We start from the raw sequence: 24,123 nt of genomic DNA on the forward strand, positions 1-24,123 counted from the left end.
GATTATTCAAGGAACAGTTTGCGCAGGTATTTCGGTACCGCGTTGTCTGCGTTGGTGCCGATGACTTCCAGTTCCGGATGCAGGTCCTTCAGGCGCTGGTGCGCGTTTTCCATGATGCAGCCTTTGCCCGCCATAGAGAGCATCTCGGCGTCGTTCATGCCGTCGCCAAAGGCGATACAGTCTTTAAGCGCGAAGCCCAGACGTTTCGCAACCGCTTCGAGCGCGTGACCTTTAGAAACGCCGCCCGCCATCACTTCCAGACAGGTCAGGGTAGAGAAGCTCACGTTGACGCGATCGCCCCAGCGGGCGTTGATCGCCTGCTCAAGCGGCAGCAGCTCTTCGTGGCTGTCGCAGGTGAAGAACACCTTGCTGATCCCCTCTGGATCCAGCAGGCCCGGCTCATACAGCGAGTAGTTGAATACCGCTTCCTTGAAGAAACGCATTTCATCCGGGCGGTGGCGGTTCATGAACCATTCGTCGTCGCGGTATACGTTGGTGACGATAGCCGGATTGTTATGCACCACGCCGAAGAGATCGGCAGCAATATCGCGATCCAGGTTATGGGTGAAGATCAGGTTGCCGTCGGTATCATGCACGCGCGCACCGTTGGAGGTGATCATGTACGACTTGATCTCCAGATTATCGCGGATCTGCCCCACGTCCACGTGGTGGCGGCCGGTAGCGAACACAAAGTTCACGCCACGGGCGGTCAGAAGCTTTAAGGTCTCTTTCGCATAAGGCGACAGGGTGTGGTCGGGGGAAAGCAGCGTGCCATCTAAATCAGATGCAACAACCTGGTACATAGGAAAATTTAACCTCAATAGAAAATCAGTTATGCCGGTCGAAAAACTCGACGATGGCGTTAAGCGCGACTGAGCGCATAGCGTCCTTTTCAAAAAGGATCTCATGGTACGCGCCGTTGATTACCAGCGGTTTACCCCCTTCACAAGGGTGACCGGCGGCAGCGCGCAGTTCACAATAGCGGTCATGCATGCGGTTATCCACCACACGCTCTTCTTCCGCCTGAATCAGAAGCGTCGGCGTGTCATCATCGCCTACGCCTGCCAGCACCTGCTCACCGGCCAGAATACCCTCACGCACCCAGTGCCAGGTCGGGCCGCCGACGCGCAAGCGCGGTTCATCGGCATAAAAGCGCAGGTTGCGGCGATAGCGCTGCCGACTGTGAGTTAAGACGTTGATGGCGAACGGCAATGCGCGCCAGCGTCCGGTTCCGATGGCATAGCCTTCACGAATGCGCTGATGGCCCTCAGCCCAGTCGAGAAGATGGCGCACCATCCAGTCGGGAAAACGAATGACAATACCGTACATCGGCGCGGTGAGCGCAATGGCGTCGCACTGGTGCTCATACCGCTGCAAAAACAGCGTCGAAATGGCGCCGCCCATGGAGTGCGCAAGGATGTACCGCTTGCGCCAGGGGCCGGGCTGAACTTCCTGCTGCCAGAACGCGGCAAAATCGTCGACATAATCGCTGAAGTGATCCACATGCCCGCGGTGCGTATCCGGCAGCATGCGCCCGGACAGCCCCTGTCCACGGTGGTCGATGATCAGCACGTCAAACCCCATGTTGACCAGGTCGTAGGCCAGCTCGGCATATTTAACGTAGCTTTCGATACGCCCGGGGCAGACCACGATCACCCGGTCATTTTTTTCATTGCGGAAGCGAACGAAGCGCACCGGGATACCCCCGACGCCCGTAAACTCGTCTTCCTCACGCTGCCGCCAGAAATCGGTCAGCGGCCCCATTGAGAAAGCAGCAAACGCGTTTTCTCGTGTTTCCCAGTCCTTTTTCTGCTGAAACATTGGGTTTCCACTCACGTAATCCAGGGAATATCGTTTTTTTTCGTCACTGGTCACAAAATGACTCAACAATAGCGTATTGTGGCATAAAAATAGACGGTTCGGGAGCTTCAAATGACCTTCGAGTGGTGGTTCGCCTACCTGCTGACATCAATCATCCTTAGCCTTTCACCCGGCTCTGGCGCCATTAACACTATGACCACCTCCATCAACCACGGCTATCGCGGTGCGGCGGCGTCCATTGCTGGTTTACAGACCGGGCTCGGCATTCATATTGTGCTGGTGGGGATTGGTCTGGGGACGCTGTTCTCTCGTTCGGTGCTGGCGTTTGAAGTGCTGAAGTGGGCCGGTGCGGCGTATCTGATTTGGCTCGGTATCCAGCAGTGGCGCGCGGCAGGCTCGATTGACCTGAATACGCTCTCCAGGACGCAAACGCGCGGCCATCTGTTTAAGCGCGCGGTGTTCGTGAACCTGACGAACCCGAAAAGCATCGTGTTCCTCGCCGCCCTGTTCCCACAGTTTATCGTGCCACATCAGCCCCAGGTGATGCAGTACGTGGTGCTGGGCGCGACCACCATCATCGTCGATATCATCGTGATGATTGGTTACGCGACGCTGGCGCAACGGATAGCGGCGTGGATTAAAGGGCCTAAGCAGATGAAGGCCCTGAACAAAGTCTTTGGTTCGCTGTTTATGCTGGTTGGCGCGCTGCTTGCGTCAGCGCGTCACGCTTAGCGAGAAATGATGAGATGAATGCCGAAGCCGGCGAACAGCGCGCCGGCGAAGCCGTCGATCCACTTCGCGATGCGCTGGTAGCCGCGACGCATTGCCGGTAAGGCGAACAGGCTGGCAACAATAGTGAACCAGGCGAACGTCTCAACAACGATCAGCAGGAAGATCCCCCAGCGCGCGCCTGCGCCGACGCTGTCACCCACAAACAGCGAGAACACGGAGCCGAAATAGATAATCGCTTTCGGGTTTGCCAGGTTAGTCAGGAGCCCTTTTACAAAGCTGCGGCCGCCCGTTGCCAGCTCTACCTTTGGCTCTTCCGGTTTTTTCTCTTCTTTCTTCAGCGCCCCGCGCAGCATCTGGTAGCCCATCCAGCACAGGTACAGCCCGCCGCCAACCATAATGATGTTATGCAGCCACGCCATCTTCGCCAGGATCAGGTTCAGACCGAGCAGCGCGACCGCCGCCCAGACCATAACGCCCATGGTAATACCGAGCACGCCCATCATCGCTTCTTTGCGGGAGCGGCTGACGGCAGTTTGCGACACGAAGAAAAAGTCTGGTCCAGGGCTCATCAGCGCAACGATGTGCACTAACGCCACGGTGAGAAATAGCATTAACATAATTAGCTCGCGGGGAAATAATTCAGTGAGTCATCATCCTGGCACTTTTTCGCCCGTCTGACTACTCCTCATCATCACCATCGGCGTGAGAGCGGATAAGCGCCATAAACTCTTTACCAAAGCGCTCCAGCTTGCGCGTGCCGACGCCGTTGACGCTGAGCATCTCGCTGGCGCTGAGCGGCATCTGTTCCGCCATCTCAATCAGCGTCGCGTCGTTGAACACCACGTATGGCGGGATGTTCTCTTCGTCAGCGATAGCTTTACGCAGCTTGCGAAGCTTGGCAAACAGCTTGCGGTCATAGTTACCGCCGTAGGATTTCTGCATCACGCGCGGCTTGAGGGCAACCACGCGCGGCACGGCGAGCTTGAGCTCAACATCACCGCGCAGCACCGGACGCGCTGCTTCGGTCAGCTGTAGCGCGGAGTGTTGAGCAATGTTCTGCGTGGCAAAGCCGAGGTGGATCAGCTGACGAATAATGCTGACCCAGTGCTCGTGGCTCTGGTCTTTACCGATGCCGTAAACCGGCAGCTTGTCGTGGCCCATGTCGCGGATACGCTGGTTATTGGCACCGCGCAGTACTTCCACCACGTAGCCCATCCCGAAGCGTTGATTCACGCGGTAAATGGTCGAGAGCGCTTTGCGCGCGTCCATCAGGCCATCGTACTGCTTTGGCGGATCCAGGCAGATATCGCAGTTGCCGCACGGCTCCTGTCGCCCTTCACCAAAGTAGTTGAGCAGCACCAGACGGCGGCAGGTTTGCGCTTCAGCGAAGGCACCCATCGCGTTGAGCTTGTGGCGCTCAATGTCCTGGAGTTGTCCCTGCGGCTTCTCTTCCAGACAGCGGCGCAGCCACGCCATATCAGCCGGATCGTAAAACAGCATCGCTTCCGCAGGCAGGCCGTCACGCCCGGCGCGGCCGGTCTCCTGATAGTAGGATTCGATATTGCGCGGAATGTCGAAGTGCACTACAAAGCGCACGTTCGGCTTGTTGATGCCCATCCCGAACGCCACCGTCGCGACCACGATTTGCAGGTCGTCGCGCTGGAATTTCTCCTGCACGTCGGCGCGGATATGGTTTTCCAGCCCGGCGTGATAGGCCGCGGCGCTAAAGCCGCGATTTTGCAGACGCGCGGCGGTGTCTTCCACCTTCGCGCGGCTGTTGCAGTAGATGATACCGGACTTGCCGCGCTGCTCCTGAACGTAGCGCAGGAGCTGGTCCAGCGGCTTGAATTTTTCCATCAGCATGTAGCGGATGTTCGGGCGGTCGAAGCTGCTGACCTGAATATACGGGTCGTTCAGCCCCAGCAGGCGAACGATATCCAGACGCGTGGTGTCGTCCGCCGTGGCGGTAAGCGCCATAAACGGCAGTTCAGGGAAGCGCTGACGCAGCTGGCCGAGGGCGGCATATTCCGGGCGGAAATCGTGTCCCCACTGGGAGATACAGTGCGCTTCATCCACCGCCAGCAGGACCGGGTTCCAGTGCGCGAGATGGTCGAGGAAGTTATCCAGCATCAGGCGCTCTGGCGCGATATACAGCAGGCGGATCTGCCCGGTGCGGCATCCAGCCATCACCTCTTGCTGCTGCTCGCGGGTTTGGGTCGAGTTCAGGCAGGCCGCCGCCACGCCGTTGGCGAGCAGCTGGTCGACCTGGTCTTTCATCAGGGAAATGAGAGGCGATACCACGACCGTCAGGCCGTTAAGCACCAGCGCGGGCACCTGATAACAGAGGGATTTACCGCCGCCGGTCGGCATCACCACCAGGCAATCGCGGCCTTCCAGCACGGTTTCAATGATGGTTTCCTGGCCCGGGCGGAACTGCTGGTAGCCAAAGGTTTCATGCAAAACCTGTTTAGCCAGCGACTCCTGATTCAATACTTCCGCCTGCGCCACGTTAACCCCATTTGCGAAAAATAAAACAGGCGCTATTTTCAGCGCCTGAGAGAGAAACTTCAACGTTTAACGCAAAAACATTCGAGCAGCTTAGAGAATATCGTTCAGCATTACGCCCACGCCAACGCGGGTCTGGTTGAAGTTGTAGTCGATCAGCGACTCGCCGTAGCCGCTATACACCTGGGTATAGAGACGCACGTGCTTCGTCACCGGGTAGCTCAGACCGAGCTCCGCACCGCCGTAGCCGGTGTTCCAGTTGTACTGCCCCTTCGCGCTCAGCACGGCATCACCAAGCTGGTAGCCGACCTTGAGCTGGTAGTAGCCCATATATTTGGTGATATCCGGGTTGTCATCGGTGCTGCCGACCACATACCACGGCTTCACTTCCACCATCCAGTTACCGTTCTGCGCCATCAGGCGCGTATAGGCGCGGTTCCAGCTACGGGAGGTTGGATCGGAACGTCCGTTAGAATCATGGTTAAAGCCCACTTCGACGTCGCGCAGCGTCCAGCCAGCAAATTCATAGTCCGTTGCGAAGCCGAGGAAAAGCTGCGGCTCATAGTTGGTTTCACGGAACGGTGAAGATTCGCCGCTGTTGGAGAGCTGCCACCAGGATTTCTGCGTATAAGACGCGCCGAGCACCGAGTTTGGCCCCAGAATACCGCGCCAGAACGGGAACGCGAGGCTAAGCTGGAACTTCACCTCATCCTTACGCGCATTATCAGACCAGTTATAGGAGCTTATCGCTTCTTTGTTGAGATCGCTGGTTTGGGTATAAATCACGTAGTTCGTGTCATACGGGTAGAGCGTGAACGGATTGTCATGCTCCTGCAGCATATTGGCGATAATGCTGCCCTTAACGGCAGGTTTATCATGGACTTCTTTAATCGTCGCTTCCTGCGCATATGCTGTGAGGGGCAGCGCAACCGCCGCCAGTAACCAGGCCAGATACGTCCGCATCGGTGGTGTTCTCCTGCAAAGAGTAAAATTACCTGAATAGTTATGAGGCGAACATTCTACAGACTTCTGCGATAACTGCTGCATCCTCGTTTCTGAAAGTGGAATTCCTTATTGCTGAAGCATAAAATCAACATTTCATTAACAATAAGGGTGTAATGCCTCATGTCAGCCATGCTTACCGCCGAAGAAGTGTTAAAACTCGTGGGCGAGATTTTTGTTTACCACATGCCGTTTAACCGTGCACTGGGTCTTGAGCTGGAGCGTTATGAGAAAGAGTTTGCCCAGCTGAGTTTCAACAACCAGCCGATGATGGTGGGTAACTGGGCGCAAAGTATTCTGCACGGCGGGGTGATTGCCTCCGCGCTGGACGTGGCGGCAGGCCTGGTCTGCGTGGGCAGTACGCTGACGCGCCATGACACCATCAACGAAGATGAACTCCGCCAGCGTCTGGCGCGCATGGGCACCATTGATTTACGCGTCGACTATCTTCGCCCGGGGCGCGGAAACCGCTTTACCTGCACCAGCAGCCTGCTGCGTGCCGGGAACAAAGTTGCCGTTGCCCGCGTTGAGCTGCATAACGAGGAGCAGGTTTATATTGCCAGCGCAACCGCCACTTATATGGTGGGTTGAGGCGGCAAATTCGGGTAAAATTGATTCACTTTTTTGTCATGGATTTTCCCGATGGATGCTAAACAGACGCGGCAGGGCGTTTTACTCGCCCTTGCCGCTTATTTTATTTGGGGTATCGCCCCGGCGTACTTCAAATTTATCGCCTATGTTCCGGCCGACGAGATCCTCACTCACCGCGTCATCTGGTCGTTCTTCTTCATGATCGCGCTGATGAGCCTCAGCCGTCAGTGGTCCGGCGTTAAAACGCTGCTGCAAACCCCTAAAAAGGTCTTCCTGCTGGCGCTTTCTGCGGTGCTGATCGGCGGCAACTGGCTGCTGTTTATCTGGGCGGTGAATAACCACCACATGCTCGAAGCGAGCCTGGGGTACTTCATTAACCCGCTGGTGAATATCGTGCTGGGGATGATTTTCCTCGGCGAACGCTTCCGCCGGATGCAGTGGGTGGCGGTGATTCTCGCCTTCTGCGGCGTGCTGGTGCAGCTGTGGACGTTTGGCTCGCTGCCGATTATCGCCCTCGGTCTGGCGTTCAGCTTTGCTTTTTACGGCCTGGTACGTAAGAAAATTGCGGTGGAAGCGCAAACCGGGATGCTGTTTGAAACCCTGTGGCTGCTGCCGGTGGCGGCGATCTATCTGTTCGGTATCGCCGACAGCGCCACCAGCCATATGGGCAGCAACCCGTGGTCGCTGAACCTGATGTTGATGGCGGCGGGCGTAGTGACCACCATTCCGCTGCTGTGCTTCACCGGTGCGGCAACGCGCCTGCGCCTCTCCACGCTGGGCTTCTTCCAGTACATTGGCCCGACGCTGATGTTCCTGCTGGCGGTGGTGTTTTACGGCGAAGTGCCGGGTGCGGATAAGATGGTGACCTTCGCCTTTATCTGGGTGGCGCTGGCGATTTTCGTCGCCGATGCGATTTATACCCAGCGCAGAACCCGCAGAGGAATGTAGGTGTTTTGTAGGGCGGGTAAGCGCAGCGCCACCCGCCAGATTTTACAGCCAGTTCCGGCGCTTAAAGTACAGATACGGCGCCAGCCCGGCGAGGATCATAAAGATAATCGCCCCCGGGTAGCCAAAGCTCCACTTCAGCTCCGGCATAAACTCGAAGTTCATCCCGTAGCTGGACGCCACCAGCGTTGGCGGCAGGAACACCACGGACACTACCGAGAAGATCTTGATGATGCGGTTCTGCTCGATGTTGATAAAGCCCATCGCCGCCTGCATCAGGAAGTTCACCTTCTGGAACAGAGATTCGTTGTGCGGCAGCAGAGATTCGATATCGCGTAAGATCTCACGCGCCTGCTCCAGCTGACCGCCCGGCAGACGCGCCTTGCGCACCAGGAAGTTCAGCGCGCGCTGGGTATCCATCAGACACAAACGCACCTTCCAGCCGATATCTTCCAGCTCTGCCAGCGTCGAAAGCGCTTCGTCGTACTCATCCCCCTGATGGCCTTCCATGATCACGCGGCTCAGCTTTTCCAGATCGCTGTAGATGTTTTCAATTTCGTCCGCCAGCTGTTCAATTTTAGTCTCGAACAGATCGAGCAGCAGCTCGTAAGCGTTGCCGTCCACCATCGCCTGGCTGCGGGCGCGCATGCGGTAGAGACGAAACGCCGGCAGTTCGCGTTCACGCAGAGTAAACAGACGACCGTCGCGAATGGTAAACGCCACGGTGGAGTTGCCCGCGTGATCTTCCGCATCTTCAAAGAAGAAGAAGGAGTGAATGTGCAGGCCGTCTTCATCTTCAAAGAAACGCGCGGATGCTTCGATATCTTCCAGTTCCGGGCGGGTTGCCAGGCTTTGCCCCAGCTCAGATTGTACGCGAAGGCGCTCATCGTCGTCCGGCTCGACCAAATCCACCCATACGGCATCAATGAGGGGCTGTGACTCTTCGGCTTCAAGCCGAGTCAGTCGGTTATTTTCGAGTTGAAATGCGCTCAACATGACCGGGACTCCCAATGCAAAAAATATCGGACAGTTCGGTGGGCACACAGAAACAAATTGGGTTTCAGACCATTAAACAGCCTGACTCAGCGCGACGGGAATAATGCAGTCGCTGACAACCACTAAGGCCATCAGCAAGAGGAGATAGCCTTAGGAGTTGTTCCTGGATGACAGGGAATTGAGCCAGTATCTACTGGGTGTGTCCAAGGCGAATGTCCTCTTAGCGTAATCGTGCGCGCATGTTACGCCAGCAGTAACTGTGGCGTCAACACGCAACGGAACGCTGAAGGGCATTAATTGACCTTCACTGTATAAGGCTAGCAGATTATTACAAAATAATGATATTTTTCTGAATGTTAGACTGTTTCCAGCTTCGCGTAGGCCGCCACCAGCCATTTGATCCCCTGCCCCTGGAACGCGACCTGCAGGCGGCTGTGCTCGCCGCTGCCTTCCAGATTCACAATGGTACCTTCGCCAAACTTCGAATGGCGCACGCGCTGGCCCAGCTTGTAGCCGGTGTCGGTTTCAGAGATCGGCGAGCCCATGCGCGGATGGCTAACCGGACGGCTGATGCTGGCGCGCAGACGCACCTCTTCCACGCACTCTTCCGGCAGTTCGCCGATGAAGCGCGACGGTCGGTGATAGACCTCTTTGCCGTACAGACGGCGGGTTTCGGCGTAGGTTAGCGTCAGCTTCTGCATCGCTCGCGTCACGCCCACGTAAGCCAGACGACGTTCTTCTTCCAGACGCCCGCCTTCATCCAACGACATCTGGCTTGGGAACATGCCCTCTTCCATGCCGACGATAAACACCTGCGGGAACTCCAGACCTTTGGCGGAGTGCAGGGTCATCAGTTGAACCGCGTCCTGCCAGGTGTCCGCCTGCCCTTCACCCGCTTCCAGCGCGGCGTGAGAGAGGAACGCCTGCAGCGGCATCAGGTCTTCGTCTTCTTCGTTGTAGCTGAACTGGCGCGTTGCCGTGACCAGTTCCTCTAAGTTCTCTATACGGGTCTGCCCCTTTTCGCCTTTTTCCTGCTCGTACATGGTACGCAGCCCGGAGTCTTTAATCACCCGGTCGGTCTGCACGTGCAGCGGCATGTCGGCGGTTTCCTGCGCCAGGGCATCAATTAATTCCAGGAAGCGCTGGAGCGCGCTGGCGGCGCGCCCGGCGAGGGCTTTTTCCTGCAGCAGCTCGCGGCACGCCTGCCACAGCGTCAGCTGGCGGTCACGCGAGGCCTGACGCACCACGTCCAGCGTACGGTCGCCAATCCCGCGGGTCGGCGTGTTCACCACGCGCTCAAACGCCGCGTCGTCGTTGCGGTTGGCGATCAGGCGCAGATACGAAAGCGCATCTTTGATCTCCTGACGTTCGAAGAATCGCATGCCGCCGTAAATGCGGTACGGCATGCTCACCTGCAGCAGCGCCTCTTCCAGCACGCGCGACTGGGCGTTGCTGCGGTAGAGAATGGCGCACTGCTCCAGCGCGCCGCCGTTGTCCTGCCAGGTTTTGATGCGGTTCACCACGAAGCGCGCTTCGTCGAGCTCGTTGAAGGCGCAGTAAATCGAGATCGGTTCGCCGTCGACGCCGTCGGTCCACAGCTTTTTGCCCAGACGCCCGTTGTTGTTCTCAATCAGGGCGTTGGCCGCGCTCAGGATGTTGCTGGTTGAGCGGTAGTTCTGCTCCAGACGGATGGTTTGCGCGCCGGGAAAATCGTTGAGGAAGCGCTGGATGTTCTCCACCTGCGCGCCGCGCCAGCCGTAGATCGACTGGTCGTCATCACCCACGATCATCACCTTGCCGGTATCTCCGGCCAGCAGGCGGATCCATGCGTACTGGATGTTGTTGGTATCCTGGAATTCGTCCACCAGGATGTTGGTGAAGCGTTCGCGGTAGTGCTGCAGGATATGCGGTTTGTTCAGCCACAGCTCGTGGGCGCGCAGCAGCAGCTCGGCGAAATCCACCAGGCCGGCGCGGTCGCACGCTTCCTGATAGGCCTTATAGACGTTCTGCCAGGTCTGCTCGACCGGGTTACCGAAGCTCTGAATGTGGTGCGGACGCAGACCTTCGTCTTTCTGACCGTTGATGTACCACATCGCCTGACGCGGCGGCCACTGCTTCTCGTCGAGGTTCATCGCCTTGATCAGGCGCTTCAGCAGACGGAGCTGATCTTCGCTGTCGAGGATCTGGAAATCCTGCGGCAGGTTAGCGTCCATATGGTGCGCGCGCAGCAGACGGTGCGCCAGGCCGTGGAAGGTGCCAACCCACATGCCGCCCTGGCTGGTGCCCATCAGCTGGGCGATACGGTGACGCATCTCCGCCGCCGCCTTGTTGGTAAACGTCACGGCCATAATCGAGTACGGTGAGCAGTTTTCCACGCTCTGCAGCCAGGCGATACGGTGAACCAGCACGCGTGTCTTACCACTCCCCGCCCCAGCCAGAACCAGCAGGTTGGTGCGCGAGGCGGCAACCGCGTCACGCTGTTTGTCATTAAGGCTGTCGAGCAGGTAAGAAACGTCCATTGGCACCGTCACGTCATGTCGGGCAGGCAAATGTTTCCACTCGCCAAAACCCTGTTAATTTATACAGAACAATTGATGATTATATCAGCGTCGTGAGGGATGCCAACCGCGAAATTTCCACGTGCGGCAGAAGACGGCTGTCTGTTGCGGTCATCAGCTCCGCATTTTCTGGCTTGATCCAGCAGGCCTGCATGCCGCAGCGGATGGCACCGGCCACGTCTGTGGTCAGGTCATCGCCCACGTGCAGGATCTCACCCAGCGGCAGGTTAAGCTTCTCCGCTGCCAGATGGTACATGTCGCTGAACGGCTTCGCGCGCCCGTGCGGACCCGCGCGCAGCACGAATTCAAAATAATCGCTGAGGCCAAACAGCTCCGGCTGGGCATTGCCGTTGGTGATGGCCACCAGCGGCCACTTTTCGGCAAGCTTCGCCAGCGTGTCGTGGGTTTCCTGTGGCACGTCGATGCGGCTACGCCATTTGGCGAAGTTTTCCATTGCCGCTTCGGCACCGACGGCGGCATCCTGTGCGCTCAGACCCGCGTTCAGCATCGCCTGCTCAACCGCGCGACGACGCCATTCGGTCACGTCGTGGTAAATGTCCGGCTCGGTCTCCCGCAGGGACTGGCGCAGCTTCTGGAAGTCCTTGTTTTGCATCGCTTTCAGCGCCGGATGGTAGTTCTGCACAAACGCCAGCGACTCCTGCTCGGTACGCAGGATCACCTCGCGGTTGTCATAAAGGGTGTCATCAAGGTCAAACGTCAGGGCTGAGATCTGACCGAGTGGGCGGTAAAAACGCATTATTTCCCCCGTTTGGCGCGTGGATGCGCCGCGTCATACACCGAGGCAAGGTGTTGGAAGTCTAAGTGGGTATAGATTTGAGTGGTCGACAGATTCGCGTGGCCAAGCAGTTCCTGTACGCCGCGCAGATCGCCGCTCGATTCCAGCATGTGTGTCGCAAAGGAGTGGCGCAGCTTGTGGGGATGCACGTGGCTGTTCAGCCCCTGCTTGATGCCCCACTCCGCAAAGCGCTTCTGCACGTTACGCGCGGAGATCCGCTTGCCGAGCTTTGATAAAAACAGCGCATCCTCTTCCGCGCCAAACAGGCCGCGCAGATCCAGCCAGTGCTCAATCCAGGAGACGGCGTTGCGGCCAATCGGCAGGCGGCGCTCTTTGCTGCCCTTGCCCATCACCCACACTTCGCCGGATTCCAGATCGAGATGCTTTAAGTCGAGGTTCACCAGTTCGGAGAGACGCAGGCCCGCGCCGTACATCACCTCCAGCATCGCGCGGTCGCGCACGGCCAGCGGATCGTTCAGATCGATATCCAGCAGGCGGTTTACGTCGTCGACGTCAATATTTTTCGGCAGATGGCGCGGGGCTTTCGGCGTGGCGATCCCTTTTGCCGGGTTGGCTTTCAGGCCGCCCTGGCTGACCAGCCAGTCGAAAAAGCTGCGCAGGGCAGAGAGCCGGAGCGCAAGGCTCGCCGGGCTAAGATTTTTTTTACGGCTACGCACGACGAACCCGCGTACCGTGGCGGCGTCACATTGTTGCCAGCTTTTCAGGCCGATTTCTTCGGCAATCTGCATGATGGCATCAAGCTGACGCTGATAGTTAAGCAGCGTAATGGGGCTGAGCTGACGCTCAACGCCCAGATAGCGCAGAAACCGCGAGACGTCAGTGGCGAGCAGTCCGTCCGTCATACGCGTTCAATCCAGCGCTCCAGCAGCTCGGGCAGCATCAGGGCGATCTCCTGCAGCAGGTGCGTGGCTTGCCCCTGCTCATAGTGGTGCGCGTCGCGGCTGGTAAATAATATTACCCCCAGGTCGCCATCGCGCCCCATCAGCGACATCGCTACCGAGCCAATCGCTTTGGCTTCCGGCAGCACTACCAGCAGCTCAGGTCCGTTCAGCGGCCCCAGATAGTGATGCTCATGGCCCAGGCGCTGAATGCGCAGCGGCTCAAACGCCTGACGGCTGAGCGCCAGATGGGTGAACCCCGACGGTGCGCCAATGCGCCAGCGATCAGGGAACAGACGAATCGTTGCGCCCGCCAGCCCCAGTTCGCGCGCCCAGCGGTGGAAGCGGCTGAGAAACTCTTCAAGGCTGTGCGCCGAGGCCAGACGCGCCTGCAGGTGCAGAAGGCGATAGAACAGGCTTTCGTTGGTGCTGGCCTGCTCCATCAGCAGCGTCATGTTCTCTTCAAGCTGGTTGATGTGGTTACGCGCGCGCGCCATGTGCCATTCGACCAGCGACACGGTCCCGCGAACCGGATGCGGCACGCGCATTCGTTCGACGACGCGTGCATTGCGAATAAAAAACTCAGGATTGTTCAGCAGATAATCAACAACAGCGCTATCGTCCAGTTCCGTCACTGTTTCCTGCAGTTCTTCCCCTGGTTGTTTCATAGATGGATAAACCCGTCATAAACATGTGTCGCCGGGCCAGTCATGTACAGTGGATGACCCGCTCCTTTCCAGGCGATATCAAGACGACCGCCCGGTAATTCCACGCGAACCTCTTCTGCCAGTAACCCCTGGGAGATACCGACGGCCACCGCCGCACAGGCGCCGCTTCCGCAAGCCTGGGTTTCGCCCGCGCCGCGCTCGTAAACCCGCAGACGGATGTGTTCACGCTTCATCACCTGCATAAAGCCGATGTTCGCCCGCTCCGGGAACCGCTCGTGGCTCTCCAGCACCGGACCGAGCGTTTCGACCGCCGCGGTTTCCACGTCATCCACCTGAATCACGCAGTGCGGGTTACCCATCGAGACAACGCCGCACAATACTGTCTGCTCGGCCGCCCGCATAATATAGGTCTTTTCCGCTTTGTTTGCGCGAAACGGCACGGCGGAAGGCTCGAAGTTAGGCTCGCCCATATTGACGCGCACCAGTTCATCGTCGGTAACGCTGAGCACCATACGACCGTTGGCGGTACTGACGCGGATATCGCGCTTATTGGTGAGCCCTTTCAGGCGGACAAAGCGGGCGAAACAGCGCGCGCCATTGCCGCACTGGTTAACCTCACTGCCGTCAGCGTTGAAAATACGGTAGTGGAAATCGAGGTCAGGATCGTAGGGCGGCTCAACCACCAGCAGCTGATCGAACCCCACGCCCACGTGCCGATCCGCCAGGCGGCGGATCAGTTCCGGGGAGAAAAACACATTCTGCGTTACCGCGTCGACGACCATAAAATCGTTGCCAAGGCCATGCATTTTAGAGAACTGCATCATTTGCTCCATTGCGCGGGTACAGAACGTTGTCGTCAGAGGTTAACCTGAGTCGGACCGCCGTTATCGCCACGATCGTTAGTCTTTGGCGTGGAAGACTCGATGCCGCTGTTAACCGGTTTTGTCGGCGGCGGCGCGGTTTTATCCGCAGGCGGGAAGTAGAGTGGTCCCTTCAGTCCGCAGCCGGTCAGGCTAAACAGCGTGATGAGAACGGCAAGCGTTCGGAAAGCGTTTTTCATTATAAAGTTGCCCGTAAGTTCAAATCTGTTTCTATCATCGCAGGAGAAGACACAAAAGCAAGAGTTTGCCGCTTTCCTGCAACGGGAATTATTTAGCGTTATACTGCCGCCATCACGAAAAACAGGAACAAAACCATGAACGACAGTGAATTCCATCGCCTTGCCGACACCCTGTGGATGACCATCGAAGAACGTATCGACGACTGGGACGGCGACAGCGATATCGATTGTGAAATCAACGGCGGCATTCTGACCCTGAGCTTCGAAAACGGCAGCAAAATTATTATTAACCGTCAGGAGCCGCTTCACCAGGTGTGGCTGGCGGCCAAACAGGGCGGCTATCACTTTGATTTGAAGGGTGACGAGTGGGTTTGCGATCGCAGCGGCGAAACGTTCTGGGATCTGCTGGAACAGGCGGCGACCGCGCAGGCGGGCGAGGACGTGAGTTTCAGGTAGTTTTGTTGCCCGGTGGCGGCTGCGCCTTACCGGGCGAAAAGCCTCAGGAAAAATACTGCTGCAACAGCGGTGCAGTATCCTGATTCGCAGGCGCCGCAGGGGTAATCGCCTGCGTACGGAACGGGATCACCTGCGCTCGGCCATCCACGTTCACAATCTGGTAGAACTGCGGCAGATTGAAGTTGATAAAGCTGGAACCGTAGGTGAAGCGGTCATGCGAGGAAGAGTAGAAGCGGCTGACGTCGCGCACCAGCTCCTCTTTGCTGCCTTCACAGTGGTGATACACCTCGGCGCGGTTGGTCTCATCCAGAATGTAGATGTTGAACCCGGCATCGTCGCCCGACTCTTCAAAGAAGAACTGAATAATCCCTTCACTGGCAAAGCCATCCACCACCTGCGGCAGCTTGACGTGGTTGGTTTCCACCTGAACCGACAGGCCGTGCAGCTTGTTGTGTGAAATCGCGCCGTAGAACTCGATAGCGTTTTCCAGCTTCTGCACCGACACGTTCAGACGCTCGAAGAACAGGCCCCACGTCTGCCCGGAGACGCGCAGCGCTTTAAAGCGCCCGGTTTCCTGACGGGTGCTGGAGAGGCGCAGTTCGATGCATTCAGACACCAACTGCTGCACGCGAGTACGAATTAAACCGCGAAGGTGCTGGCTGTAGCAGAACACTTCGACGCTGTCCGGCGGCGCGGCGTCCTGGTGCATCTTGCCGAGAATGGTTTTCAGCGCTTCAATCATCGCCTGCTCGCCGTTGAAGTGCAGGGTACGCACTTCGTTCCACGAGTTGCGGTACAGCAGGTCTACGCTGCCCACCAGGCAGTTTTGCTGCTCGCCAAAGCTGAAGACGTCCAGCTTGCGGAAGTCAAAATGGACCACCTGATTGCGGAAGGCCGCCGTCGGGTCGTATTCCAGGTTGACGATGATCGCCAGATGGCGAATCTCACACGGGCTGTAGAGCGCTTTTGGCGTCGGCGCAGGCAGACGCAGCGGGAAGTGGTGCGACACATCCGCCACCATCTCCTGCAGCTTGGCTAAATCGACAACCTCATTGCCCTTGATAAACAGGCGCGTGCGCGAGGTCAGCAGGCCGTTAAACCAGGCCCACGCCACCAGCTTGTTCAGATAGCGGTTATATTCCAGCGGCTGATGGCTGATAATCGAATCCATGCTTGGCGCACGGTTGTACAGATACCACCCGGTGCGGTTTGCGCGGCCCGGCGGCACATAGATAAAGGTCAGGTTTGGTTCAGACAGGTCAGGCGAAATCTGCGGGTTAACCAGGGTCACTTTGCCCGGCAGCGCTTCAAACGCGGCGTACAGCTTACGGGTTAACACCCCGATATCCTGCGGGCTGGCGGAAACGCTAAGGTTATTGCGGCGCGCAAAACGGATCAGGTTACGGTAGCTTTGCATCATCGCGTCGAGCAGTTCGTTGTGCGCTTCACGCACCTGATCGATTTTCCAGTTGGCCCGGTTGTCGAGCATGGACAGACGCGCTTCGTCCCATCCCCACTCTTTTACTAACTGACTGACCACTTCACGACGCCAGCCCACGCAGGCGCGCTCACGGCTCAGCTTCTCACAGACTTTGAGATAGAAACATCGACGCACCAGGTCAAGACGCGTGGCGTCATCAATGGCTTTCAGGTATTCGGTAACGCGCTCCAGCATCATGCAGTAGGCGTCGAGCCCGTAGGAGACAATTTCGCCATCGTGCAGGCGCTGCTTGATATCTTTCGCCAGCAGGCGCGGCGTAGGGTATTCCCACGAGTAGGCTTCCAGCAGCAGGGTTTTCAGCACCGCTTTGTACGGTGAATCAATGCTCTTGTAGAGCTGCCAGAGGCTTGCGCCAAAGTACTCTTCGGCGGACAGGGAGCTGAGGCCGCCCAGATCCAGCCATTCGTTTGGCGTCAGTACGCCCTGCGCGTAAAGCGACATGACGTAGTCGTCGTAATGCTCTTCTTCTTCGCACGGGACCATATTCCACAGAATACGCTTCCCGGCCAGGCGAACGGCAGTACGGTAAAATTCATCCAGCAACAGGATGTGCTGAGTCGAGCCGCAGTCCTCACCACCCAGACTGCCGCTTTCATTATGGCGGAAACGGTTTTCATCAATCAGGAAGAAGCTCACTTCCACGCCAAGCGAGGCCGCCCAGCTTTCCAGCAGGCTGCATTTACGCTGCAGCAGCTGGCGCTCTTCGTTATCGAGCCAGGATTGATGGCAGACCCAGATATCCAGGTCCGAAGAACAGCTCTGCCCTACCGATGAGGTGCTCCCCATCGAGTAAACGCCGGTAATCGGCAGTTCACCTTTCGGAGAAACCTGAGGCGGCATGCCGCGGTAGAGTTCCAGCTCGTTCAAATAATGCTGTTGGGTTTCATCAGGCGTGAAGAGGCAAATGCCCTGGGGAACGTTACCATCAAGGTAGCCAGGCATCAGCGGGTGGTGATAGTGCAATAATGTCGGCAGCAGACTGTATACCTGCTGGAAAGCAGGGCCCATGGCAGCAAGCGCGCGATCCACACGCAGTTGATTTATGGCATCCAGTCTCTGTTTCAGAGTCTCAATATAGAGGTACAAGACGTATCGCCTGATGTTTCCGGGTGTCGTAAGCTATTCAAAACACGAATAACAGCGAGCCCGCAGTATTTCAAAAAGATAACCGTTACCCTTTTTTCGCCCTTGTCATTATGGTGGTACCGACGAAAAAATGGTCTAAAACGTGATCAATTTAACACCTTGCCGGTTGACCGTAAAGAAAGATGCGCTACATACAAGTGTAGCACCGTTCTGTACGTGTAAATTCCTGAATACGGCTATGGCTGACGAATACGCCGCCTTGTCCCTCTCACGCTTCATCAACCGTAAAACTGCCATCCCAGAGTCAACAATGTTAGGATGGTTAGCGATTGATAATGACGGTAACAAGCATGTTAGACAATGTTTTGAGAATTGCCACACGCCAAAGCCCTCTCGCGCTCTGGCAGGCACATTATGTTAAGCAGCGCCTTGAAGCCTGCCACAGTGGATTGCGCGTCGAGCTGGTGCCGATGGTCACGCGCGGTGACGTGATTCTGGATACGCCGCTGGCGAAAGTGGGCGGCAAGGGCCTGTTTGTCAAAGAGCTGGAACTGGCATTGCTTGAGAACCGCGCCGATATCGCCGTACATTCGATGAAAGACGTGCCCGTCGAGTTCCCGGAAGGGCTGGGGCTGGTGACCATCTGCGAGCGCGAAGATCCGCGTGACGCGTTTGTCTCGAACCACTATGACTCGCTCGACGCGCTGCCGGCGGGTAGCGTGGTTGGCACGTCCAGTTTACGCCGTCAGTGTCAGCTGGCGGAGCGTCGTCCTGACCTTATCATCCGCTCGCTGCGCGGTAACGTTGGCACGCGTCTGGGCAAGCTGGATAACGGCGATTACGATGCCATTATTCTTGCGGTTGCAGGCCTGAAGCGCCTGGGGCTGGATGAACGCATTCGCGTGGCGTTGCCACCAGAGCTGTCGCTGCCGGCCGTCGGCCAGGGCGCCGTCGGCATTGAGTGCCGTCTGGACGATGCGCGCACCCGCGAGCTGCTCACTCCGCTGAACCATGACGAGACCGCAACCCGTGTAAAAGCCGAACGGGCGATGAATACTCGCCTCGAAGGCGGATGTCAGGTGCCGATTGGCAGCTATGCTGAATTAACAGACGGTGAACTGTGGCTGCGCGCGCTGGTGGGCGCGCCGGACGGTTCACAGATGGTGCGCGGCGAACGTCGCGGCAAGCCGCAGGATGCCGAAGCGCTTGGCGTGTCGCTGGCGGAAGAGCTGCTGAATAACGGCGCGCGTGAAATTCTGGCCGAGGTCTATAACGGAGAACCCCCTGCATGAGTATTCTTGTCACCCGCCCTTCTCCCGCAGGAGAGCAGTTAGTGAGCCGTCTGCGCGCACTGGGGCAGGTGGCCTGGAGTTTTCCGCTCATTGAATTCTCCCCCGGTCGGGAGCTCTCTGCGCTCGCCGACCAGATGAATACCCTGCAGGAAGGCGACCTGCTGTTTGCGCTATCGCAGCATGCCGTGGAATTTGCCCATGCGCAGCTGCAACAGGCGGGGACACGCTGGCCGACCGCTCCGCGCTATTTCTCTATCGGCAGAACCACCGCGCTGGCCTTACATACCGTGAGTGGAACAGACGTTCGCTACCCGTTGGATCGGGAAATCAGCGAAGTCTTGCTACAATTACCTGAATTACAAACTATTGCCGGAAAGCGCGCGCTCATTTTGCGCGGCAACGGTGGCCGCGAACTGCTGGGTGAAACGCTGCGGGAACGCGGGGCTGACGTCACGTTTGTTGAGTGCTACCAGCGCTGTGCGAAACACTACGACGGTGCTGAAGAGGCGATGCGCTGGCATGCGCGCGGTATTAATACGCTGGTGGTCACCAGCGGTGAAATGTTACAACAGCTTTGGTCGCTGATACCGCGTTGGTATCGCGAAAACTGGTTACTCCGCTGTCGGCTTCTGGTCGTCAGTGAGCGTCTGGCGAACCTCGCCCGGGAACTGGGCTGGCAGGATATTCGGATCGCTGATAACGCCGACAACGATGCGCTGCTGCGCGCATTACAATAACTCTCAAATGGGAAGCCATAATGACGGAACACGAAAAATCCTCCGCCGTGGTTGAAGAGACCAGGGAGACTGTGGAGACAACGCCACAGCCAGAGACGACTGAGAAAACCGCTGAGAAGAAAAACGGCAGCAATAAAACCAGCCTCGCGCTGAGCGCGATTGCCATCGCCATTGCGCTGGCAGCAGGCGTCGGCCTGTATGGTCTGGTAAAGCAACAGAGTGCTAACCAGACGGCCACCAGCGATACGCTGGTCAATCAGCTTACCTCCCTGCAAAAAGCGCAGGAAACGCAGAAAACCGAGCTGGAAGCGGTGATTAAGCAGCAGGCCGCCGCGCTTGCCGAGGCGAACAGCAAACAGGAAGAGCTGACCAAACAGCTGGGCGAAGTACAGCAGAAAGTCGCCACGATCTCCGGCACCGATGCCAAAACCTGGCTACTCTCGCAGGCCGATTTCCTCGTCAAACTCGCCGGGCGTAAGCTGTGGAGCGATCAGGACGTGACCACCGCCGCCGCGCTGCTGAAAAGCGCCGATGCGAGCCTGGCCGACATGAACGACCCGAGCCTCATTACCGCGCGCCGTGCGATTACCGAAGATATCGCCAGCCTCTCCGCCGTTTCACAGGTGGATTACGACGGCATTATCCTCAAGGTGAACCAGCTTTCGAATCAAATAGATAACCTGCAGCTGGCGGATAACAATGACGACGACTCCCCGATGGACTCTGACGGTACCGAGCTGTCCAGCTCCCTGAGCGAATGGCGCATAAACCTGCAGAAAAGCTGGCAGAACTTTATGGACAGCTTCATCACCATCCGCCGTCGCGATGAAACCGCCGTACCGCTGTTAGCGCCGAATCAGGATATCTATCTGCGCGAAAACATCCGTTCCCGCCTGCTGGTCGCGGCGCAGGCCGTGCCGCGCCATCAGGAAGAAACGTACAAACAGGCGCTGGATAACGTCTCGACGTGGGTACGCGCCTACTACAACACCGATGATGCAACGACCACCGCCTTCCTCGAAGATATCGACAAGCTGAGCCAGCAGAACATCACCATGAACGTGCCGGATAAACTGGCCAGCCAGCCGATTCTGGAGAAGCTGATGCAGACGCGCGTGCGTAACCTGCTGGCGCAGCCGGGCGTTCCGGCCGGGCAGACCGGCACAGCGGCGGCACCAGCGCCTGAAAGCGCGCCACAGGGAGAGTAATGATGCTAAAAGTCCTTTTACTCTTCATCCTGCTGATCGCCGGGATCGTCCTGGGCCCGATGCTTGCGGGTCATCAGGGATACGTCCTGATCCAGACCGATAACTACAACATTGAAACCAGCGTAACAGGTCTGGCGATCGTTCTGATCCTCGGCGTCGTAGTCCTGCTTGCCGTTGAATGGATCCTGCGCCGTATTTTCCGCACCGGTGCCCATACCCGCGGCTGGTTCGTTGGCCGTAAGCGCCGCCGCGCCCGTAAGCAAACGGAACAGGCACTGCTAAAGCTGGCCGAAGGCGATTACCAGCAGGTTGAAAAGCTGATGTCGAAAAACGCCGATCACGCGGAACAGCCGGTGGTGAACTATCTTCTGGCCGCCGAAGCGGCGCAGCAGCGCGGTGATGAAGCCCGCGCTAACCAGCATCTGGAACGCGCGTCAGAACTGGCGTCTGGCGACCCGATCCCAGTGGAAATTACCCGCGTCCGCCTGCAGCTCGCGCGCAATGAGAACCACGCGGCGCGCCACGGCATTGACCGTCTGCTGGAAATCGCACCGCGTCATCCGGAAGTCCTGCGCCTTGCGGAGCAGGCCTATATTCGTACCGGAGCGTGGGGCTCGTTGCTGGACATCATTCCGTCGATGGCGAAGGCCGAGGTGGGTGATGATGAACATCGTGATGAACTTCAGCGTCTGGCATGGATTGGCCTGATGGATCAGGCGCGCGCCGACCTGGGCAGCGAAGGCCTGAAAACCTGGTGGAAGAATCAGAGCCGGAAAACGCGCCAGCAGGTCCCCCTGCAGGTGGCCATGGCGGAACATCTTATTGAATGTGACGATCATGACACTGCCCAGGAGATCCTTCTCGACGGCCTGAAGCGCCAGTACGACGATCGCCTGGTCATGGTGATCCCGCGCCTGAAAACCAATAACCCTGAGCAGGTCGAAAAAGTGCTGCGCCAGCAGATCAAAACCGTCGGTGACCGTCCGCTACTGTGGAGTACCCTGGGCCAGTCGCTGATGAAGCACGGCGAATGGCAAGAGGCGAGCCTGGCCTTCCGTGCGGCACTGAAACAGCGTCCGGACGCGTTTGACTACGCGTGGCTTGCCGATACGCTGGACAAACAGCATAAGCCAGAAGAGGCGGCCGCCATGCGGCGCGATGGGCTGTTGCTGACGCTGCAAAATAACGGTAACCCGCAATAAATAAAAAAGGAGGCCAGACGGCCTCCTTTTTTTATCGCCTTTCTCCTGCTACATTCTTTACACCCACATCTGCAAACGAACCCGCCAATGTAACGATGTCTTTTCATTAACCTTTTTTCACACACGCGCACTTTCTGCAGCGTGGATTAAATCGTTTTTGAAAGGAAATCTTCATGAACTCGCTTTTGTATGCGCTTATTGAAGCGCTGCGCTGCCACCGCTGGCTGCGCCTGCTTGCCTGTGCTTTTATCTTTTCTTCGCTGGGAAATGGTTTAACCCAGGTCGTGGTCTTTGGTTTACTGTTAGCGTGGTCGGCCCCGCCCGCCCTGCTCACCCTCGCTTTTCTTTTCGCAACGGTTCCGGGATTCATCGGCAGCGCGATCGGCGAAAAGCTGTGCTCGCGCTATTCTCCAGTATTCCTGCTGATAGTGACCGAGGGGCTGGGATTGCTCGCCCTGCTCTTCCCCCTGCTCGGTGCGGGTTATCACAGCATTGCCTCGCTACTCGCCGTGCAATCCACCGAAGCGCTGCTCAGCGGGATGAGCTGGCCCGCGCTGACATTGCTCTTTAAACGCGGACTAAGCGAAACAGAGCTGCCTGCTGCGACCTGTCTGGAAAATGTGATTTTTGCTTCTCAGGTGTTATTAGGTACTGGACTCGGCGTGGTGCTATTCAAGCAGACCTCCGTGTTTACCCTGCTGGCCATTGATGCCGCCAGCTTTCTCGGTTCACTGCTCATGTTATGGCTGGCTGGACGCCGGTTTTCTGGGTCATTGCTACCTCTCCCCGGTGAAGAGGCAGCCCCCGCGCCACTGAGCTGGCGGACGTTGACCGTTCGGCAAAAGCGCAGCCTGCTCATTTTGCCGGCGCTGGCGGCCGTCGGCTCACCGGCTATGGCGCTACTTCCGGCCCTGGCGCAGCAGCTCCATCCTCAGGATGCGGCGGGCCTTGCTCTGCCTCTGCTTTTCGCAAGGAGCATGGGGCAACTTTGCGGCCCCATGCTGCTAAAAAAAGAGAGCCTGACGCGCTTTGCCGTCCACACGCCGCGAATCATCGTTTGTCTCGGTATTTTTCTTGCCGCTTATGGAATGCTGCCGTTGTTGTCCGGGTGGATGGCATGTGCGCTGGGGATGATCTTTATCGCGCATCTGGCCTCAAACGTTCTCTTCGCAGCCGGCACGTTTGGCGTACTCAGCAGTTTTCATATCACGCAAACCGCGTCAGCCAGCGGTAAAGCCTGGCGCTGGCAAACGCTCAGCGCCTCGCTTTTCACCGGCATTACAGCGATAGTGGCTGTTGGGCTTGGCTCAGTGCTGGCGCTCTATACGGTCTCGTCAGCCGCCCTGCTGTTGGTCGCCCTGATCATGCGTGGGTATCGGGAATAAGACATAAAAAAACGCCTGCTATAAAAGCAGGCGTTAAAACAGGTCTGTAAGACAACATATTTGGTGCTTCACTCAACGTTATGTCCATGGTGTCTGATGAGGCCGAAGCGACATCTGTCAGTGGACGATAAGCACCGTAAATGGCTCTGCGTCATTCCTGAGTTTATGAGGCACTAAGGCGAACATAAGAGATGGAATGAGCATCTACGCGTATATTATTGCACGTTACGTGCCAGATTTACACGCAGAACTTTTACATGGCGCAACATTTTAAGATAAAAGGAAATTATGCTGTTAAGTAGCCTCTGAAGCTTCATAGCGTATCGGCAAAAGCAGAAATATGTCGCCAGGAAGAGACAGTAAATCCCACAAATAATTATTTATTTTATTTTCAATGGCTTGCATGTCACTGAATCGCGACAATGATAAAGGGTGCTTTCTGGAGATAACGACAGGGGAGAAAACTTACAGAAAACAAAAAACCCCGCCGAAGCGGGGTTCAAAATTGGTCGGCGAGAGAGGATTCGAACCTCCGACCCACTGGTCCCAAACCAGTTGCGCTACCAAGCTGCGCTACTCGCCGATGTACTGCTTTTTTGAATTTTTAGTTCAATTCATTTAAAAAGTCGTGGTGCGAGGGGGGGGACTCGAACCCCCACATCCTAAGGACACTAACACCTGAA

General features: G+C 57.4%; 23 protein-coding genes and 1 tRNA gene. 9 read left to right on the forward strand and 15 right to left on the reverse strand.

Translation table 11 applies throughout. The features are described 5' to 3' along the window. Positions 1-2: 2 nt before the first annotated feature. Both yigL and pldB read right to left on the reverse strand, forming a co-directional pair. Positions 3-803, reverse strand: coding sequence for a sugar/pyridoxal phosphate phosphatase YigL (gene yigL / locus IM265_RS15405; protein WP_028014784.1), 801 nt, complete (start codon positions 801-803; stop codon positions 3-5). Positions 804-828: 25 nt separating this feature from the next. Then, complete coding sequence (gene pldB, locus IM265_RS15410; RefSeq protein ID WP_041911835.1) at positions 829-1,821, reverse strand: lysophospholipase L2; 993 nt, start codon at positions 1,819-1,821, stop codon at positions 829-831. Positions 1,822-1,932: 111 nt separating this feature from the next. Between pldB and rhtB the strand changes: the two genes are divergently transcribed. Then, the gene (rhtB, locus tag IM265_RS15415; RefSeq protein WP_028014786.1) at positions 1,933-2,553 is read left to right on the forward strand and encodes a homoserine/homoserine lactone efflux protein; all 621 of its coding nucleotides are present in this window, start codon (positions 1,933-1,935) and stop codon (positions 2,551-2,553) included. Here the strand turns inward: rhtB and rhtC are convergent. The 3 genes from rhtC to pldA all read right to left on the reverse strand — a co-directional run bounded on the left by rhtC (position 2,550) and on the right by pldA (position 6,021). Continuing rightward, positions 2,550-3,170 (reverse strand): threonine export protein RhtC, encoded by a 621-nt coding sequence (gene rhtC, locus IM265_RS15420; protein ID WP_010426287.1) that lies wholly within the window; start codon positions 3,168-3,170, stop codon positions 2,550-2,552. The genes rhtB and rhtC overlap by 4 nt on opposite strands. A 61-nt stretch (positions 3,171-3,231) precedes the next feature. Continuing rightward, positions 3,232-5,061, reverse strand: a complete 1,830-nt coding sequence (gene recQ / locus IM265_RS15425) for an ATP-dependent DNA helicase RecQ (RefSeq protein WP_032644788.1) — start codon at positions 5,059-5,061, stop codon at positions 3,232-3,234. 90 nt (positions 5,062-5,151) lie between these two features. Next, entirely contained in the window at positions 5,152-6,021 is an 870-nt protein-coding gene (pldA, locus tag IM265_RS15430) for a phospholipase A (protein WP_063944128.1), read from the reverse strand. A gap of 162 nt (positions 6,022-6,183) precedes the next feature. Here pldA and yigI point away from each other — a divergent pair, with 162 nt between their 5' ends. Together yigI and rarD are read left to right on the forward strand one after the other, a co-directional pair. Next, positions 6,184-6,651 (forward strand): acyl-CoA thioesterase YigI, encoded by a 468-nt coding sequence (yigI, locus tag IM265_RS15435; protein ID WP_028014789.1) that lies wholly within the window; start codon positions 6,184-6,186, stop codon positions 6,649-6,651. A 51-nt stretch (positions 6,652-6,702) separates the two neighbouring features. Further along, positions 6,703-7,599, forward strand: coding sequence for an EamA family transporter RarD (gene rarD / locus IM265_RS15440; RefSeq protein ID WP_193032076.1), 897 nt, complete (start codon positions 6,703-6,705; stop codon positions 7,597-7,599). Between the two features lie 42 nt (positions 7,600-7,641). Here the strand turns inward: rarD and corA are convergent, their stop codons facing one another. The 8 genes from corA to IM265_RS15475 all read right to left on the reverse strand — a co-directional run bounded on the left by corA (position 7,642) and on the right by IM265_RS15475 (position 14,573). After that, positions 7,642-8,592 carry a magnesium/cobalt transporter CorA gene (corA, locus tag IM265_RS15445; protein WP_008501540.1) on the reverse strand — a complete coding sequence of 317 codons (951 nt, stop codon included), beginning with the start codon at positions 8,590-8,592 and terminating at the stop codon, positions 7,642-7,644. Between the two features lie 150 nt (positions 8,593-8,742). Then, positions 8,743-8,799, reverse strand: coding sequence for a YsgD/CorL family protein (gene ysgD, locus IM265_RS22060; RefSeq protein ID WP_212743980.1), 57 nt, complete (start codon positions 8,797-8,799; stop codon positions 8,743-8,745). A 149-nt stretch (positions 8,800-8,948) separates the two neighbouring features. Next, positions 8,949-11,111 carry a DNA helicase II gene (uvrD, locus tag IM265_RS15450; RefSeq protein WP_041911833.1) on the reverse strand — a complete coding sequence of 721 codons (2,163 nt, stop codon included), beginning with the start codon at positions 11,109-11,111 and terminating at the stop codon, positions 8,949-8,951. A 79-nt stretch (positions 11,112-11,190) separates the two neighbouring features. Further along, positions 11,191-11,907: a 5-amino-6-(5-phospho-D-ribitylamino)uracil phosphatase YigB gene (gene yigB / locus IM265_RS15455; RefSeq protein WP_028014792.1), complete on the reverse strand. Its 717-nt coding sequence runs from the start codon at positions 11,905-11,907 to the stop codon at positions 11,191-11,193. Further along, entirely contained in the window at positions 11,907-12,809 is a 903-nt protein-coding gene (xerC, locus tag IM265_RS15460) for a tyrosine recombinase XerC (protein WP_032644794.1), read from the reverse strand. The genes yigB and xerC overlap by 1 nt, the downstream gene beginning before the upstream one ends. Then, entirely contained in the window at positions 12,806-13,513 is a 708-nt protein-coding gene (locus IM265_RS15465) for a DUF484 domain-containing protein (protein WP_045260992.1), read from the reverse strand. The genes xerC and IM265_RS15465 overlap by 4 nt, the downstream gene beginning before the upstream one ends. After that, the gene (dapF, locus tag IM265_RS15470) at positions 13,510-14,334 is read right to left on the reverse strand and encodes a diaminopimelate epimerase (protein ID WP_028014795.1); all 825 of its coding nucleotides are present in this window, start codon (positions 14,332-14,334) and stop codon (positions 13,510-13,512) included. The genes IM265_RS15465 and dapF overlap by 4 nt, the downstream gene beginning before the upstream one ends. A gap of 35 nt (positions 14,335-14,369) precedes the next feature. Next, complete coding sequence (locus IM265_RS15475; protein ID WP_041911830.1) at positions 14,370-14,573, reverse strand: lipoprotein; 204 nt, start codon at positions 14,571-14,573, stop codon at positions 14,370-14,372. 135 nt (positions 14,574-14,708) lie between these two features. Between IM265_RS15475 and cyaY the strand changes: the two genes are divergently transcribed. Beyond that, complete coding sequence (gene cyaY, locus IM265_RS15480; RefSeq protein ID WP_003860816.1) at positions 14,709-15,029, forward strand: iron donor protein CyaY; 321 nt, start codon at positions 14,709-14,711, stop codon at positions 15,027-15,029. Positions 15,030-15,072: 43 nt separating this feature from the next. Here cyaY and cyaA read toward each other — a convergent pair whose 3' ends face one another. Continuing rightward, complete coding sequence (gene cyaA / locus IM265_RS15485) at positions 15,073-17,616, reverse strand: class I adenylate cyclase (protein ID WP_048959723.1); 2,544 nt, start codon at positions 17,614-17,616, stop codon at positions 15,073-15,075. A 350-nt stretch (positions 17,617-17,966) separates the two neighbouring features. Here cyaA and hemC point away from each other — a divergent pair, with 350 nt between their 5' ends. The 5 genes from hemC (at position 17,967) to IM265_RS15510 (ending at position 23,440) form a co-directional block, all read left to right on the forward strand. Continuing rightward, complete coding sequence (hemC, locus tag IM265_RS15490; RefSeq protein WP_193032078.1) at positions 17,967-18,908, forward strand: hydroxymethylbilane synthase; 942 nt, start codon at positions 17,967-17,969, stop codon at positions 18,906-18,908. Beyond that, a complete protein-coding gene (gene hemD / locus IM265_RS15495) occupies positions 18,905-19,645 on the forward strand; it encodes a uroporphyrinogen-III synthase (protein ID WP_193032080.1) in 741 nt (246 codons plus the stop codon). The genes hemC and hemD overlap by 4 nt, the downstream gene beginning before the upstream one ends. A 20-nt stretch (positions 19,646-19,665) precedes the next feature. Further along, a complete protein-coding gene (hemX, locus tag IM265_RS15500; protein WP_041911826.1) occupies positions 19,666-20,853 on the forward strand; it encodes a uroporphyrinogen-III C-methyltransferase in 1,188 nt (395 codons plus the stop codon). A 2-nt stretch (positions 20,854-20,855) separates the two neighbouring features. Continuing rightward, positions 20,856-22,055, forward strand: coding sequence for a protoheme IX biogenesis protein HemY (gene hemY, locus IM265_RS15505; protein ID WP_028014802.1), 1,200 nt, complete (start codon positions 20,856-20,858; stop codon positions 22,053-22,055). 173 nt (positions 22,056-22,228) lie between these two features. Next, complete coding sequence (locus IM265_RS15510; protein WP_193032082.1) at positions 22,229-23,440, forward strand: MFS transporter; 1,212 nt, start codon at positions 22,229-22,231, stop codon at positions 23,438-23,440. Positions 23,441-23,946: 506 nt separating this feature from the next. Here IM265_RS15510 and IM265_RS15515 read toward each other — a convergent pair. Continuing rightward, positions 23,947-24,023 (reverse strand) — tRNA-Pro (locus IM265_RS15515). Positions 24,024-24,123 lie beyond the last annotated feature (100 nt).

The organism is Enterobacter cloacae complex sp. P17RS (assembly GCF_014895885.1).
GTDB classification, from domain to species: domain Bacteria; phylum Pseudomonadota; class Gammaproteobacteria; order Enterobacterales; family Enterobacteriaceae; genus Enterobacter; species Enterobacter bugandensis.

Coding starts and splice junctions, on each gene's coding strand:
- rhtC (WP_010426287.1), bottom strand. CDS start 3,170: ATGTTAATGCTATTTCTCACCGTGGCGTTAGTGCACATCGTTGCGCTG.
- cyaY (WP_003860816.1), top strand. CDS start 14,709: ATGAACGACAGTGAATTCCATCGCCTTGCCGACACCCTGTGGATGACC.
- xerC (WP_032644794.1), bottom strand. CDS start 12,809: ATGACGGACGGACTGCTCGCCACTGACGTCTCGCGGTTTCTGCGCTAT.
- pldB (WP_041911835.1), bottom strand. CDS start 1,821: ATGTTTCAGCAGAAAAAGGACTGGGAAACACGAGAAAACGCGTTTGCT.
- rarD (WP_193032076.1), top strand. CDS start 6,703: ATGGATGCTAAACAGACGCGGCAGGGCGTTTTACTCGCCCTTGCCGCT.
- corA (WP_008501540.1), bottom strand. CDS start 8,592: ATGTTGAGCGCATTTCAACTCGAAAATAACCGACTGACTCGGCTTGAA.
- hemY (WP_028014802.1), top strand. CDS start 20,856: ATGCTAAAAGTCCTTTTACTCTTCATCCTGCTGATCGCCGGGATCGTC.
- pldA (WP_063944128.1), bottom strand. CDS start 6,021: ATGCGGACGTATCTGGCCTGGTTACTGGCGGCGGTTGCGCTGCCCCTC.
- IM265_RS15510 (WP_193032082.1), top strand. CDS start 22,229: ATGAACTCGCTTTTGTATGCGCTTATTGAAGCGCTGCGCTGCCACCGC.
- dapF (WP_028014795.1), bottom strand. CDS start 14,334: ATGCAGTTCTCTAAAATGCATGGCCTTGGCAACGATTTTATGGTCGTC.
- IM265_RS15475 (WP_041911830.1), bottom strand. CDS start 14,573: ATGAAAAACGCTTTCCGAACGCTTGCCGTTCTCATCACGCTGTTTAGC.
- rhtB (WP_028014786.1), top strand. CDS start 1,933: ATGACCTTCGAGTGGTGGTTCGCCTACCTGCTGACATCAATCATCCTT.
- hemD (WP_193032080.1), top strand. CDS start 18,905: ATGAGTATTCTTGTCACCCGCCCTTCTCCCGCAGGAGAGCAGTTAGTG.
- yigI (WP_028014789.1), top strand. CDS start 6,184: ATGTCAGCCATGCTTACCGCCGAAGAAGTGTTAAAACTCGTGGGCGAG.
- hemC (WP_193032078.1), top strand. CDS start 17,967: ATGTTAGACAATGTTTTGAGAATTGCCACACGCCAAAGCCCTCTCGCG.
- uvrD (WP_041911833.1), bottom strand. CDS start 11,111: ATGGACGTTTCTTACCTGCTCGACAGCCTTAATGACAAACAGCGTGAC.
- yigL (WP_028014784.1), bottom strand. CDS start 803: ATGTACCAGGTTGTTGCATCTGATTTAGATGGCACGCTGCTTTCCCCC.
- yigB (WP_028014792.1), bottom strand. CDS start 11,907: ATGCGTTTTTACCGCCCACTCGGTCAGATCTCAGCCCTGACGTTTGAC.
- IM265_RS15465 (WP_045260992.1), bottom strand. CDS start 13,513: ATGAAACAACCAGGGGAAGAACTGCAGGAAACAGTGACGGAACTGGAC.
- hemX (WP_041911826.1), top strand. CDS start 19,666: ATGACGGAACACGAAAAATCCTCCGCCGTGGTTGAAGAGACCAGGGAG.